The 14397-nt window shown below is 64.0% G+C and carries 14 protein-coding genes; 6 read left to right on the forward strand and 8 right to left on the reverse strand.

The window, feature by feature from the left end; all coding sequences use genetic code 11:
- Positions 1-10: 10 nt before the first annotated feature.
- The gene (locus ACWPVA_RS12280) at positions 11-817 is read right to left on the reverse strand and encodes a sulfite exporter TauE/SafE family protein (protein ID WP_454287963.1); all 807 of its coding nucleotides are present in this window, start codon (positions 815-817) and stop codon (positions 11-13) included.
- Positions 818-983: 166 nt separating this feature from the next.
- On the opposite strand from ACWPVA_RS12280, the gene ACWPVA_RS12285 reads away from it, so the two are divergent.
- The gene (locus ACWPVA_RS12285) at positions 984-1232 is read left to right on the forward strand and encodes an HIT family protein (RefSeq protein WP_454289580.1); all 249 of its coding nucleotides are present in this window, start codon (positions 984-986) and stop codon (positions 1230-1232) included.
- A gap of 131 nt (positions 1233-1363) precedes the next feature.
- Here the strand turns inward: ACWPVA_RS12285 and ACWPVA_RS12290 are convergent, their stop codons facing one another.
- The 3 genes from ACWPVA_RS12290 to ACWPVA_RS12300 all read right to left on the reverse strand — a co-directional run bounded on the left by ACWPVA_RS12290 (position 1364) and on the right by ACWPVA_RS12300 (position 4460).
- Positions 1364-1666, reverse strand: coding sequence for a hypothetical protein (locus tag ACWPVA_RS12290; RefSeq protein ID WP_454287964.1), 303 nt, complete (start codon positions 1664-1666; stop codon positions 1364-1366).
- Positions 1667-1743: 77 nt separating this feature from the next.
- A complete protein-coding gene (locus ACWPVA_RS12295; protein WP_454287965.1) occupies positions 1744-2508 on the reverse strand; it encodes a crotonase/enoyl-CoA hydratase family protein in 765 nt (254 codons plus the stop codon).
- A gap of 173 nt (positions 2509-2681) precedes the next feature.
- Positions 2682-4460, reverse strand: coding sequence for an acyl-CoA dehydrogenase (locus ACWPVA_RS12300; protein ID WP_454287966.1), 1779 nt, complete (start codon positions 4458-4460; stop codon positions 2682-2684).
- Positions 4461-4917: 457 nt separating this feature from the next.
- Here ACWPVA_RS12300 and ACWPVA_RS12305 point away from each other — a divergent pair, with 457 nt between their 5' ends.
- Positions 4918-6843, forward strand: a complete 1926-nt coding sequence (locus ACWPVA_RS12305; protein ID WP_454287967.1) for a PhoX family protein — start codon at positions 4918-4920, stop codon at positions 6841-6843.
- Between the two features lie 118 nt (positions 6844-6961).
- Here the strand turns inward: ACWPVA_RS12305 and ACWPVA_RS12310 are convergent, their stop codons facing one another.
- The gene (locus ACWPVA_RS12310) at positions 6962-7381 is read right to left on the reverse strand and encodes a BA14K family protein (protein ID WP_454287968.1); all 420 of its coding nucleotides are present in this window, start codon (positions 7379-7381) and stop codon (positions 6962-6964) included.
- 400 nt (positions 7382-7781) lie between these two features.
- Here ACWPVA_RS12310 and ACWPVA_RS12315 point away from each other — a divergent pair, with 400 nt between their 5' ends.
- Positions 7782-8387: a DUF6656 family protein gene (locus ACWPVA_RS12315; RefSeq protein WP_454287969.1), complete on the forward strand. Its 606-nt coding sequence runs from the start codon at positions 7782-7784 to the stop codon at positions 8385-8387.
- 89 nt (positions 8388-8476) lie between these two features.
- Here ACWPVA_RS12315 and ACWPVA_RS12320 read toward each other — a convergent pair whose 3' ends face one another.
- Positions 8477-9544, reverse strand: a complete 1068-nt coding sequence (locus ACWPVA_RS12320; protein WP_454287970.1) for a GGDEF domain-containing protein — start codon at positions 9542-9544, stop codon at positions 8477-8479.
- A 237-nt stretch (positions 9545-9781) separates the two neighbouring features.
- Here ACWPVA_RS12320 and ACWPVA_RS12325 point away from each other — a divergent pair, with 237 nt between their 5' ends.
- From ACWPVA_RS12325 to ACWPVA_RS12335, 3 genes are read left to right on the forward strand one after another with little or no spacing between them, the layout of a single operon-like run.
- The gene (locus ACWPVA_RS12325) at positions 9782-10762 is read left to right on the forward strand and encodes an L-threonylcarbamoyladenylate synthase (RefSeq protein ID WP_454287971.1); all 981 of its coding nucleotides are present in this window, start codon (positions 9782-9784) and stop codon (positions 10760-10762) included.
- Between the two features lie 9 nt (positions 10763-10771).
- On the forward strand, positions 10772-12205 hold the full coding sequence (locus ACWPVA_RS12330; RefSeq protein WP_454287972.1) for an FAD-binding oxidoreductase: 1434 nt from the start codon (positions 10772-10774) through the stop codon (positions 12203-12205).
- Positions 12202-12597, forward strand: a complete 396-nt coding sequence (locus ACWPVA_RS12335; RefSeq protein ID WP_454287973.1) for a winged helix-turn-helix domain-containing protein — start codon at positions 12202-12204, stop codon at positions 12595-12597. Before ACWPVA_RS12330 ends, ACWPVA_RS12335 begins: the two co-directional genes overlap by 4 nt.
- 16 nt (positions 12598-12613) lie before the next feature.
- Here the strand turns inward: ACWPVA_RS12335 and modC are convergent, their stop codons facing one another.
- The gene (gene modC, locus ACWPVA_RS12340; protein ID WP_454287974.1) at positions 12614-13699 is read right to left on the reverse strand and encodes a molybdenum ABC transporter ATP-binding protein; all 1086 of its coding nucleotides are present in this window, start codon (positions 13697-13699) and stop codon (positions 12614-12616) included.
- Positions 13696-14391 (reverse strand): molybdate ABC transporter permease subunit, encoded by a 696-nt coding sequence (gene modB / locus ACWPVA_RS12345; protein ID WP_454287975.1) that lies wholly within the window; start codon positions 14389-14391, stop codon positions 13696-13698. The genes modC and modB overlap by 4 nt, the downstream gene beginning before the upstream one ends.
- Between the last annotated feature and the right edge of the window lie 6 nt (positions 14392-14397).

The following is a 14397-nucleotide window of genomic DNA, read 5'->3' on the forward strand; positions in this document are numbered from 1 at the left end:
TCCGTCGTTCTCAGGGATGCCGCCAGACTTTCACGGCCGAGATCAGCAGGATTGTGGCGAGCGCCGGCAGAAGGACGCCGTTCGGAACAAGGCCCAGGAGCAAGCCGCCGACAAAGGTTCCGACGATCGACCCTGCCGCCATGACGAGAAGAAAAGCCTTGTTGCGACCCAGCACCGAAAAGCTCTGATCCCGGCTGTAACGCATGAAGCCGACGAGCATTGTCGGCAGGCTGACGGCGAGGGACAGGCTTCCTGCAAGTTTTATATCCGCACCAAACAACAAAACCAGGGTCGGGATGAGCAATTCGCCTCCCGCCACGCCGAGCAGCGCCGCAACAATGCCAATGATGAATCCAGCGAGCACGCCTGCGGCCATTTGCGCCCAGCCCGTCAACACGGCATGTCCAGCCGTTGCGTCATGCCCGAGAACCAGCACGACCGCGATCGCAACAAGCATGCCCGCAATGACCTTGTAGAGTGTCTCGGACTTGAGGCGCAGCGCCCAGCCGGCACCGAGCCAGGCACCGAGCAGGCTGCCGGCAAGCAGGTTGATGACGATTGGCCAATTGTCGGCGATCATGCCGAAAGAGATGGTTCCCGCGCGGAACGGCAGGGCGGTCGCGACCACCACGAGGCTCATCGCCTTGTTGAGAATGACCGCTTCCAGAGCCGCGAAGTTGAAGACACCGATCAGCAGCGGCAGGCGAAACTCCGCGCCTCCAAGGCCGATCAAGCCTCCGAGAATTCCGATGCCGGCTCCCGCGCCGAACGCGGCCGGACGGTTTCTGACGGTCGACATATTGGCAGCATCACTCATGACCGATATATATGCACAGATATTTCGATGTGGATAGAACGCGATGGTGACCAGCAAGCCAGACTGTCGATGGTGTAATTCGCATGGGACATCAGGTGCCGAACCGATAGCGAGGAACCGCTCCCACTTTGTCGTGGTGAAGCCCAATCCGCCCAATCCTTCGGCGATGGTCATTCCGTTCCGGCACGTTGAAACGCCCTTCGGCTTCAGTGCTGAGGAGTGGGCAGACCTCGGAGAGATGCTTGACGAAGCCAAGCGATATCTGGCCGAGTTCCAGCCGGAAGGTTTCACAGTTGGCTGGAACGTTGGCGCGGCCGGTGGCCAGCACATTTTCCATGCGCATCTTCACATTATCTGCCGGTATCAGACCGACCCGTCCGGAGGCCGAGGACTACGCGACTTCGTCCTACGCTGAGCGGACCGTTCTGAGCGTCTCCCAAGTCTTGCCCGATTGACGGCGAAGTGACCGGCCATGCCCGGTTACCCCATCCTAGCAGACCTGATTCGTCATGTTACCGAGATAGATCCCACCGCCGAACCCCGAGATCAGCGCGCATAGAGCGTCCCGCTGCCGACCATGCCGGAGCAGCGGCAGCGGCCGCCGACCCTGCCGGGATTGGCGGGACAGGAATACATCATCGAGCTATCGGAGCTGTCTGGCGGCTGGATGACGCAGAAGAAGCGCTGCGGCCTCACGCCGGGCGCGGGTCGAGGACGGTTCGACTGGCTCTCGACGATCACGTCGTCGCTGTCGGCAAGCGCAACCGCCGCGCCGGAGAGGACCGGCTCGGCCGCTCCCGCCAGAATAGCCACCAGCACCAGGGCTAGGCCCTTCACCCTTTTCCGCATCGTCCGCTCCTTTTCCTGTCAGTCTCGAATAGGAAACCGCGAAAGCATTAAGGAAGCACGAAAGGGCGTAAATGTGATCAGCCACGTCCCTTCGACATGAAGGCTTCAAAGGCGGTGCGCGCCTCGGCGCTCTTCAGCCGCTCGACGAAGTATTTCAGTTCCTCGTCCATGCGCGCGGCAAGTTCGCCGCGATCGCCGCGAATCAGGTCACGCGCAATGCGCATGGCTTCCGGCGGCTTGGCGGCGAGCGAGGCGGCCAGCTTCAGCGTCTCTGCCTCGACGTCGGCCGGGGCCACGACCTTCCAGATCAGACCGGCTTCCCTCGCCTGCTCGGCGGAGAAGCCCTCGCTGGCGGCGAGCATCGCAAAGGCGCGCTGATGGCCCATCATCTTCGGCGCAAGCAGGCTGGAACCGGCTTCGGGCACGAGCGCCAGATCGACGAAGGGCGTCCTGAACAGGCTGCGATCGGAGGCGATCGTCAGGTCGCAATGCATCTGGATCGTCGTGCCGATGCCGATGGCAAGGCCGTCGACGCCGGAGACGACCGGCTTGGACACGCTCCACAGGGCTTTCAGGAAACCGAAGGCGGCCGGCTCGCCGACGGCGCCCGCCATGGCGAAGGCGAGGAAGTCGGCCATGTCGTTGCCGGCCGAGAAACAGCCCTCGGTGCCGAGAAAGGCGACGGCGTGGATGCCCGCGTCATCCTCCGCCTCGAGCAGACCTTCGGTCATGCGCCCATACATGGCTTGCGTGATGGCGTTCTTCTTTTCCGGACGGTTGAAGCGGATCACCAGCACGCCGGGATAGGCTTGCGGCCGTTCGATCAGGATATGGTCGGTCATGGGTATGTTCCCAGTTGGTGTCGCACTCCCGATGAGGGAGGCCGGTTCAAACGAATTCCCCCTCTGGCCTGCCGGCCATCTCCCCCACAAGGGGGGAGAAAATCCGGGGCGAGCTTTCCGCACCCCTCAAACGGCAGCGGCACTTAAGCCTCTCCCCCTTGTGGGGAGGGGTCTCAAGCGAAAAACACACGCGCCGCCGTCAGGCTCGCCTCGCCGTTGACGACGCGGTCCTTGAGGGCCGCGGTCTCGGCGATGAGGTTCTCGGCGGCGAAGCGGCACAGAGCGATGCGGTTGTCGCGGCCGTGGTCCTCGTCGGCGAGCGCACCCTTGGCGAGATAGGTTCCGGTCAGCGCCAGGCCGAACAGACGCTGGTAAGGGGTGGCGCCGGCCAGAGCCGCGGCGGCATTGCCTTCAGCCAGGCGGGCGAGCAGCCATTCCGTGGTGTCCTCGAGATCGGCGAGGCTCGCATCGAGGCGGTCGGCGGTGGTGCCGAAGCCTTCGAGGTTGGAGGCGCGCACTGCCTGGGCGATCTCCTTCAGCTCGGCGATGAAACCGCGCACCTGGGCGCCCTCCGACAGGGGAAGCTTGCGGGTGACGAGGTCGGCGGCCTGGATGCCGTTGGTGCCTTCATAGATCGGGGCGATGCGGGCGTCGCGCAGGTAACGGGCGGCACCCGTCTCCTCGATGAAGCCCATGCCGCCATGCACCTGGATGCCCATGGACGCGACGTCGACGCCGGCATCGGTGGCGAAGGACTTGGCGATCGGGGTCAGAAGCGCGCCGCGCTCGGCCCACCTCTTCGCGTCCGCGCCGACCGTGTGGTGCGACATGTCAATGGCATGGGCGCAGGAATAGCAGATGGCGCGCGAGCCTTGGGTCAGCGCCTTCATGGTGATCAGCGTGCGGGCAACGTCCGGATGCTCGATGATCGGGCTCATGCCGGCCCCGGTCCAGCCGGGCGCCTTGCCCTGGGTGCGTTCCCTGGCATATTCGACCGCCTTCTGGGTGGCGGCTTCGCAGATCGCCACGCCCTGCATGCCGACCGCGAGGCGGGCATTGTTCATCATCGTGAACATGCAGGCGAGGCCCTTGTTCTCCTCGCCGATCAGGTATCCAATGGCGCCCGGTTCATCGCCGAACTTGCCGTCGCCATAGATCATCGTGCAGGTCGGCGAGCCGTGGATGCCGAGCTTGTGCTCGAGCGAATGGCAATGCAGGTCGTTGCGGGCGCCGATCGAGCCGTCGTCGTTCACCAGGAACTTGGGCACGAGGAAGAGCGAGATGCCGCGCGTGCCGGCCGGCGCGTCGGGCAGACGGGCAAGAACCAGGTGGACGATGTTTTCGGTGATCTCGTGCTCGCCCCAGGTGATGAAGATCTTCTGGCCGAAGATGCGGTAGCTGCCGTCGTCGCGGCGCTCGGCGCGCGACTTCATCACGCCGAGGTCGGAGCCGGCATGCGGCTCGGTCAGGTTCATCGACGCGGTCCACTCGCCGGACACCATCTTGTGCAGGAACTTTTCCTTGAGCGCGGCGCTGCCGTGCGTGGCCAGGGCTTCCGAGGCGCCCATGGTGAGCGTCGGGCCGAGCGCGAAGGCCATGGAGCCGGAATTCCACATTTCCAGTGCTGCCACGTTGAGCATGTGCGGCAGGGCCTGCCCGCCGAATTCCTCAGGCGCGACAAGCGCGTTCCAGCCGCCTTCGGCCCAGTGGCGATAAAGGTCGGCCCAGCCGTCCGGCACGAGAACCTTGCCATCGACCATGCGGGCGCCCTGCTTGTCACCGATCTCGGCGAGCGGCGCCACTTCGTCAGAGGCGAAACGGCCGGCTTCCGCCAGGATGGCATCGACGAGGTCGTCGCTCAGATCGCCGAGCCGGCCCTGTTCGAGCGCTTCGGCCATTCCGGCGACATGCTTGAGGGTAAACGCGATTTCGTCGACCGGCGCCTTGTACATGGGCATGCTCCTCCTGCTTGCGACTGGCGGTTTACCGCACGGCCGGCCTCGCGGCAGCGGCGGAAACGTGTCGATTTGGCTAATTGATTTTTACGTAAACGTCAAACCGTTTTGCGCGGAAGAACGCCGCCCGCAGTGTTTGGAGCGCTTCTGCGAAGCTAGGGCGAGCAACAGACTTGGCAATGGCAGATACAATCAAATCCGGACATTTTCGAACCACTGGGCCTTTCGTATGTCCTCGGCCGCGCAGACGCAGAAGGGCAGTTCGTGGACGCCCGGCGGATCGCTCACCGCTGTCATCACGGCCGCATCCGGCCTCCCCCATCGACCGACGCCTTCGTCGTCACCCGCGTGCAGCCAGACTGCTTTGCTGTGTGAATGGCGCAGTTCGTCACAGGACTGTCGTGCAGTCCGTTTAACCGGAGGTTGGAATCTTTCCCCAACCAAGGAGCGAGCCATGAGCGATGTGAACAAGAATGACCTGTCCTGGGACGAATGGGACGAACTGCAAAACCCACCTCCGGCGGAAACCGATTTCGACCGTATCGTTGAAGCAGCCCTTTCACGCCGTGGCTTCCTCGGCGGCGTTCTGGCCTTCGGCTCGGCTGCCGCTGCCCTTGGCACACTCGGCACCGCCGCCAACCTGATGTCCTCGACCTCGGTCCAGGCACAGGAAGCCGCCGCCTCGCGCTTCGCCTTCAAGCCGATCCCGATCGCAACCGACGCCACCGTGCATGTCCCGGAAGGCTATGTCTGGAAGCCGCTGGCCAAATGGGGTCAGCCGCTGTTTTCCAACGTCCCGGATGTCGATGCGGCCAAGGGCGTCAGCCTCGAGAATTCTGACAAGGTCTTCGGTGAAAACACCGACGGCATGGAACTGTTCCTCGTCGGCGACCGTCAGGTGATCGCCGTCAACCACGAATACGTCAATCCCGAGATCAACCTGCCGCACACCGAAAAGGGCGTTCCGGCCAGCGCCGACGACGTCAAGATCCTGCAGAACCTGCAGGGCGTCACGGTCATGGAAGTGGCGGAAGGGGAAAACGGCTGGGACATCGTGCTCGACAGCCCGTTCAACCGCCGCATCCACCACAATACGCCGATGAAGCTGTCCGGTCCGGCCGCCGGCTCCGATCTCGTCAAGACGGAAGCCGACCCGAACGGCACCGACTGTCTCGGGACCTTCAACAACTGCGGCGCAGGCAAGACGCCGTGGGGCACCTATCTCACCTGCGAAGAGAACTTCAACGGCTATTTCGGCACGACCGACGCCACCTTCAAGCTGCCCGACGACTACAAGCGCTACGGCATCGCCGCCGAGACCCGCTATGCCTATGAAAAGTTCGATGAGCGCTTTGACGTCGCGAAGAACCCGAACGAACCGCGCCGTGCCGGCTATGTCGTCGAAATCGATCCGTCAGATGCCTCCTCGACCCCGGTCAAGCGCACCGCGCTCGGCCGCATCAAGCATGAAAACGCCGCTGTCGTGATCGCACGCGACGGTCGCGTGGTCGTCTACATGGGCGACGACGAGCGGGGCGAGTTCCTCTACAAGTTCGTCTCGAGCGGCATCTATGTGCCGGGCGGCGACACGTCCAAGCTGCTCGATGAAGGCACGCTCTTCGTCGCCAAGTTCGCCGAGGACGGCATGGGCGAATGGTTCGCGCTGACGCCCGAATCGACCGGCATGAAGATGGATGAAATCTGCGTCTTCACCCGCCAGGCGGCCTCCAAGGTCGGCGCCACCACCATGGACCGCCCGGAATGGGTCGCGATCAACCCGGTCGCCATCGAAGCCTATTGCGCGCTGACCAACAACAGCCGCCGCGGCGAAGTCAAGGACGGCAAGCTGCGCGCCAATGCCGGCGGCGACCCCATGGCGGTCGATGCGGTCAATCCGCGCGAGAAAAATGAATATGGTCAGATCGTCCGCTGGTATCCGGAGAACGACGACCATGCCGATGCCAAGTTCAAGTGGGACCTGTTCTGCATGGCTGGCAATCCGGACGTGCACAAGGACGACGCCTATGCCGGCTCGTCCAACATCAACTCCGGCAACATGTTCAATTCGCCCGACGGCATGATGTTCAACTCAACCGGCCTGTTATGGATCCAGACCGACGGGGAGGACAGCAATGAGGGCGAGTTCGCCGGCCAGGGCAACAACCAGATGCTCGCCGGCGATCCGGCGACAGGGCGCATCGAGCGCTTCCTCACCGGCCCGAAGGGCTCGGAAGTCACCGGCATGACCTGGTCGGCCGACAAGCGTACGATGTTCGTCGGCATCCAGCACCCCGATGCTCCGTTCCCGGACGGTGAAGGCAAGCTGCCGCGCTCGACGGTCGTCGCTATCAAGCGTGAGGACAACGCACTGATCGGTTGATCCCGGTCGCAGGCATGTCGAAAGGCGCGTCGAGACGGGCGCGCCTTTCGACCCAAAAAAATACGAATACCCGGTCAAGGACCGGGCATTCGTGCATCTCTGAACTAGGCTCTAAGGCTTAGTAGTAAGGCGAATAGCAACGCTTGCGAGGACCGTTATACGGCTGGAACGTGTTGCTACGAGCATCGTAGGACCGATAGCGGTTGGCACACCACTGATAGTGCTTCGGATTGATGCCGCCCGCGCGCGGGGCACTCGGTGCTGAAAGGGCGCCGCCAATGATGGCACCCGCGGCAAAGGCCCCCAGCGGGAACCAGTAGCCATTGTGATAGCGATAGCCCGGGCGATAGCTACGATAACCGCGGTAGCCGCGGTAGTAGTAGGGCGGGCGACGGCGGTATTCGACATTGGTGGCGTCGGTCGGCGCCTTCACGACCGGAGCCGGAAGGGGCATGGCTGCCTGGCTAGGTACGTAGCTCGTCATGACGACTGCGGAGGCCAGCACGACGGCGGCCCAGCGCTTCATCTTGTTTTTCATCTCAGTTCTCCATCCCTGCGTTTTCTCGTGCATGCACTTAGCTGAAATGCGCTTCCGGACCGACCAAGAGGCCGGAAAAATGATGATAGTCGAAAACTGTTGGCGACAATAGAAGAATCTGTTTGAGCAGACGATAGCGGGCCGTCCGGTCCCACGATCGGTGGCTGAACGCAATCGGGTTCGGTCGGTTGCGCTTTGCGCCTGCCTGGCTGATAGGCGAACGGGCCCGAAACTGCGGACCGCCTCGGGACATGAATACCCGATCCGGCGGCCGCGATGACGGCGGCAATCCGAGGTGCGACTGGCGCAAGCTTCGCGAAACCGAAGGCCGTCAGGATGCATCGTCGTCAATCTCGGTGCCGTGTTTTCGGCGCATCGGCCTTAGGATCAGAGCCATTCCATGCAGAAGCTGAGATATTTCGCTGCTCCAAAGCCTGCAGCCGGGTCCGGTCTGCCGACCAAGGCGGTACACACCGAGTTCCTGCGCACCGGACGCATCTCTCGCCATCGGGAAGACTGGCTGCCGGAGGAAAAACGCTATCTCACCTATGAGGAAGTGGCGCAGCGCACCGCGCGCAAGCTGGAGGCGGCCGGAGAGACGACCCACAAGCGCATCAACAGCTTCCACCGCTCGATCCAGTTTCCCAAGTTTGTCTTCCAGAAAACGCTCGAGAACAGCCCGCATCTCGGCTATTGCCACGTGACGGCGGCGAAAACGAACTTCGCCAAATATGCCGACGTCAAATGGGCGTTCTATATCGCCAATTTCTTCGCCGAGGTGGGCGGTACCGATCAGTTCTTCCAACATATCCGGCCGAACTATGCGCGCATGTATTTCGCCGTCGCGATCCATCCGGACAAGGAAACACGGTCGATGACGATCGACCGCTCAATTCGGGAAAACGGCCTGTTGTTTCGCACGCACGATCCGAAGGAGGCGCTGAAAAATGTGCTGATGCTCGGAGCCCGCGACGAAGAATTGCGCAAGATCATCGCCAGGCTTTGAATTGAACGCGTCCGTGTGGCGGCGCGCCCTTTCGCTGTCGGGTTCGACAGATCCGCGAGCCTGCAGGCAACAAAACCCCCGTCCGAACCTCAGAACCCGCCGACCGGCTGTTTCTTGTAGATCAGCCAATCTTTCGGCACGTAATCGTTGGCGCCGTAGATGGTGACGGTATTGCCGCCGGCCGCCTTGGAGGCGGTGAGCGCCTTTTCGGCGAAATTGGTGAAGTCGAAGGCATTCGGTGCTTGCTCCGAGAAGCAGATGCCGAAGGACATCGGCACCTGGCCGAGCGCACGGCCATTGCCGGAGTTGACCACCGTGGTGTTGAGCTTGGAGCGGACCAGATCGACGATGCGGTTCACCTCTTCCTGCTCGGACGTATAGAGCAGCATGCCGAAGCGTCCGCCGTCGAAGCGGCAGGCAAGGTCCTCGGCGCTGGCGACCGCTTCCACGACCTTGGCGACCTGCTTGAGGAAGCGCTCCGAGACAGCCGGTCCCATCAGTTCCGAGAGCCTTGCGAATTCGTCGATCTCGCCGATCACCATGCCGCAGAGAAGCGGCATTTCCGCATTGGCATAGACTTTGGCGAGCGCCCTGTTGAACGCCCGGCGGCTGGCAAGGCCGGTCAAGGGATCGACCAGCTTCTTCGCCTCGGCATCCTCCGTCTCGCGCTGCAGGTCGGCCAGGGCAACAGTCTTTTCAACCACGGCGCGCACGACATTGCTGTTCTGGTTGGCGCGCTGCTCGGTCGCGGCCTTCAACGCCTTGATCGAATGGCCGAGTTCGACATGGTCGATATCCTCGGTCATGATCGCCTTGGAAGCGTGGCCGATCAGGCGGCCATAATCGGTTAGCGAGACCTTTTCCTGGTTGAGCAAACTGATGAAATTGCTCATTTCGGCGCGCACTTGGCCGTTCTGCCGGCTCAGGATGCCGTCCTCGTGATGGTGCGGCAGGTATTTGCGGCCGAGCGCGTCCAGCGCTTCCTGGGTCTTGTTCTTGCCCAGCGCGATGAATTCGCGGACCAGCTCCGGATTGCTGCCGGCATAGGCCTCGTACACCAGCTCATAATTCCGCGGCAGCCCATCTATGCCCATCTGATGCATGGCAGTAGCAACGCGGAGTGCGATGCTCGAGGCTGGGTTCTTGGCTTGCTGCATGGTCCGGTCCCCGATGAGAGTAGGCGAGAGGCTCAATGTGGCGGGACTATAGGCGCAAGATTTCTTTCTTTCGGTTACGCCGATGGATAAAGTTTTAGCGACTGGCGTATCCCTATGTTTTAAGTAGCTATTTAAGATATTACTGATATTCATGCCAGTCCGCTAAAATGAGGATTTGATCGATCCGGCGCTGTCGCGCTATGGACGGACAAACCGGAAACAGGAAGGCATCAGATCATGGCGCGGATCATCCCGATCGACCCCGACGAAGGCACGGCGATCGATGCGGCGACCGCCGTTCTGTCAAAGGCCTGCCCGGTGGCGATACCGACGGAGACGGTCTACGGCCTGGCCGCCGACGCGACAGATGCCGCCGCGATCGCCCGCATCTACGAAACCAAGGGCCGGCCGCGCTTCAATCCGCTGATCTGCCACATGGCCGACCTCGCAATGGCCGAACGCTACGCGGCATTCGATCCGCTGTCACGCAAGCTCGCCGAGCGCTTCTGGCCCGGTCCGCTGACGCTCGTGCTGCCGCTGAAGGCGGAAAGCACGATCCATCCCTTAGCGACCGCCGGGCTCGACACCGTCGGCATTCGCGTCCCCAAAGGCTTTGCCGGTGCGCTCATCCGCGCCTTCGGCCGGCCGCTCGCGGCGCCGAGCGCCAATTCCTCCGGGCGGATCAGCCCGACCACCGCGCATCACGTCGAGGCAGATCTCGGCGGCCGCATCGACCTCGTCATCGACGGAGGCCCCTGCCCGGTCGGCGTCGAATCGACGATCCTCAAGATCGAGGACGGCCGGATCCGGCTGCTCCGGCCGGGTGGCGTACCGGTCGAGGCGATCGAGGCGGCCACGGGGATTGCCGTCGAGCGGCCCAAAGCGGCCGGGACGGCGGCGATCGAGGCGCCCGGCATGCTGGCTTCGCACTATGCGCCGAATGCCCATGTCCGGCTCGATGCCACAAGCGTTTCGCCCGGCGAGGCGCTGATCCGTTTCGGCAGCCGCCCGGTCGAGGGGATCGACAAGGCCGCAGCCGTGCTCGACCTCAGTGCCTCTGGCAATCTCGCAGAAGCGGCCGCAAACCTGTTCGGCCACCTCAAGCGCGCCGACCAGACCAGTGCGACAGGCATCGCCGTCACGCCCGTCCCCGATCACGGGTTGGGCGAGGCCATCAACGACCGGCTGAAACGCGCCGCCGCCCCCCGCGACGTCTAGGAGAACACAGTGAGCGCAAGCGATAGCCTGCCCGAAACTTTAAGAGCCTTCGTGGCGATCGTCGGCGAGGCGAACGCGCTGACCGTGGCCGCCGACATAGCGCCTTACCTGATCGAGAGCCGGGGTCTCTATCACGGCACCTCGCCGTTAGTGCTGAAGCCCAGTTCAACGCAGGAGGTTTCCGCGATCCTCAAGCTTGCCAGCGAAACGGGCACGCCGATCGTGCCGGCGGGCGGACGCACCGGCCATGTCGGGGGCCAAGTGCCGCGCGAGGGAGGCGCGGACGTCGTGCTTTCGCTCGAACGGATGAACCGCATCCGCGAGATTGACACGGTGGCGGACGTCATCGTCGCCGATGGAGGCACGATCCTCGCCGACATCCGCAAGGCGGCCGAGGAGAGCGGCCGTCTCTTCCCCCTGTCGCTCGGTTCGGAGGGCTCGTGCCGCATCGGCGGCAATCTGTCGACCAATGCCGGCGGCACGGCGGTGCTCGCCTACGGCAATGCCCGCCAGCTTTGCCTCGGGCTGGAAGTCGTGCTGCCGACGGGCGAGATCTGGGACGGTTTGCGGCGCCTCAAGAAAGACAATTCCGGCTACGACCTGCGCGACCTGTTCATCGGCGCGGAAGGCACGCTCGGCGTCATCACCGGCGCGGTGCTGAAACTTCATCCGCAGCCACGCGGCCGGCAGGTGGCCTTTGCCGGAGTCAGATCGCCGGACGAAGCGCTGGCGCTATTTGAGCGGGCGTCGCTCCGATGCGGCGCGGCTCTGACCGGCTTCGAACTGATGCCACGCATCGGCATCGACTTCACGACCAGGCACATTCCCGGCGTTCGCGATCCTCTTGCCTCGCCGTACCCTTGGTATGCGCTGATCGACATTTCCACATCGGATTCGGCTGAAACGGCGGAACGAATGGTCAACGCGCTGCTCGAAGAGGTTTTCGAGGCCGGGCTGGTTCAGGATGCTGTCATCGCCAGTTCGCTTGCCCAGCAGACGGCCTTCTGGCGCTTACGCGAAAGCATGTCGGAGGCGCAGAAGCCGGAGGGCGGGTCGATCAAGCACGACGTGTCGGTGCCGGTGTCGCGCGTGCCGCGCTTCCTCACCGACGCTGATGCGGCGGTCCTGGCGCTCATCCCGGATGCCCGCATCTTCGCCTTCGGCCATCTCGGTGACGGCAACATCCACTACAATATCAGCCAGCCGGTGGGCGCAGACAAGGCGGCCTTCGTTGCCCGCTGGCGCGAGGTCAATGCCGTCGTGCATGCGATCGTGCTTGCCCATGGCGGCTCGATCTCGGCCGAGCACGGGGTCGGCCAGTTGAAGCGCGACGAGTTGATTGCCAATCGCCCGGCGATCGAGACCGAACTGATGAACCGCATCAAGCAGGCCTTCGACCCGGCCGGCATCATGAACCCCGGCAAGATGGTCGGCAACCCATGAGCGGCACGGTGACACGGCTGACGCTGCGGATCGACCTGCCGAACGGTGCGCGGCTTGGGCCCGGCAAGGTCGCACTGCTGGCCGGTATCGCCGAGCACGGCTCGATCCGGGCGGCGGGTGCCGCCATGGGCATGTCCTATCGCCGTGCCTGGTTGCTCGCCGACGAGATCAACCGGATGTTCCTGGAGCCGTCCATCTTCACGCGGCACGGCGGAAAGAGCGGCGGCGGTGCGGGGCTTACGCCGTTCGGCGAGGCCTTGCTCGCCTGCTGCCAACGGATGGAGGCCGCGGCCCGGCGGGCGCTTGCCAAGGACATAGGCTGGGTGGAGGGGATGATCGATCCCGGCTTTGCTCCCGCCGAGAAGGCGTCGAAGGCTCCCGCCGAGGATTGACGTGCCTGGTCCAGCGTCATGCGGTGCGATAGATGCCCTCGGCGGCGATCGACACCGCCTTGAACAGCAGGTGGACCGGCATGCCCTGGGCGAGACCGAGACTGGCGGCGGACCGCCGGGTGATCTCGGCCAGCACGCGATCACCGTTGCAATCGATCGCGACCATGACCGCGGTGCCCGCCTCGCCGATTTCCTCGACCGTCCCCTCCAGCCGGTTGAGCGTCGAAATCCCTTCCGGCCGCACGGTTGCCAGCATGACTTCGCTGGTCGGCACGAAGGCCCGGATATGTGCGCCGATGGGGATGTCGGTGGCGCGCAGGTACAGCGGACCGGCTCTGGATTCGGCGAGTGTCAAACCTTCGTCCGGGCTATGTCCGGTGACGATGGCATGCAGGAAGCTCCCGGTCCTCATGTCGCCCGTAGCCGTCGGAACAACGTCAAGCACCTCGTCGGGCCGACCGATCGCCACCGTCCTGCCGGCGCCCATGACGACCACCCGCGTCGCAAGGCGCGTGACCTCCTCGATGGAATGGCTGACGTAAAGGATCGGGATGCCGGCCTGGTCGCGCATGCGCTCGATGTCGGGCAGGATCGCCACCTTGAGCTCATGGTCGAGAGCCGAGAGGGGCTCGTCCATCAACAGGAGGCGCGGCTTGGCCATCAGGGCCCGCCCCAGGGCGACACGCTGCTTCTCGCCACCGGAGAGCAGCGCAGGACGGCGGTCGAGAAGCGGGCTGATCTGCAGCAGGTCGACCACTCGGTCCAGGTCTTCGCCAGGTTCGTGGCGCGGGGCGAAGCGGGCACCGTAACGCAGGTTGGCGCGCACGGTCAGGTGCGGGAAGAGCCGTGCCTCCTGAAAGACATAGCCGATGCGGCGGCGATGGGGCGGCACGAAGCGACGACTTTCGCCATCCGCCCAAAGCTCGCCGTTGAAAGCGATCCGGCCGTGGTCGGGACGGATCAGACCCGCCACCAGATTTACGAGTGTGGTCTTGCCGGACCCGGACGGGCCGAACAGCGCGGTGAGGCCGTCGCCGATGGAAAGGCCGACCGTCAGGTCAAACGTACCCTGCCTGTGCCGGACATCGATCTCCAGCATCATACTGCCGCACCGATCCGTGCCGCCATGCGGCGCGACAGGACTTCCGAGCCGACAAGAGCGGCGAGTGATACGGCGATGGAGATCAACGTCAGTCTCATGGCTGCGACATCGCCGCCCGGTACCTGGGTATAGGTATAGATCGCCGAGGCGAGTGTCTGGGTTTCACCGGGGATGTTGGAGACGAAGGTGATCGTCGCGCCGAACTCGCCCATGGCCTTGGCGAAGGCGAGCACGGCGCCGGCAGCGATCCCGGGCAGGATCAGCGGCAGGGTCACCGTGGCGAAGACCCAGGCCGGGGCTGCGCCGAGCGTCGAGGCGGCGGTTTCCAGCCTACGGTCGACCGCATCGAGAGACAGGCGGATCGAGCGGACCAGCAGGGGAAAGCCCATGACGGCGGCGGCAAGCGCCGCGCCGGTCCAGCGGAAGGAGAAGACCAGTCCGAACCATTCCTCGAGGAAGGCGCCGACGGCACCGCGCCGGCCGAAGGTCAGCAGCAGAAGATAGCCAGTCACCACCGGCGGCATGATCAGCGGCAGGTGGACGAGGCCGTTGAGCAGGCTCTTGCCCCAGAAATCGCGCCGGGACAGAAGCCACGCGACCGCGATGCCGAAGGGCAGCGAGAAGGCCACGGCGGTTGCCGCGACCTTGAGGCTAAGCTGCATCGCCGTCAGTTCTTCCGGGGTCAGCGCCACGCCTGA

The sequence above is a fragment of the Rhizobium arsenicireducens genome, assembly GCF_964021225.1.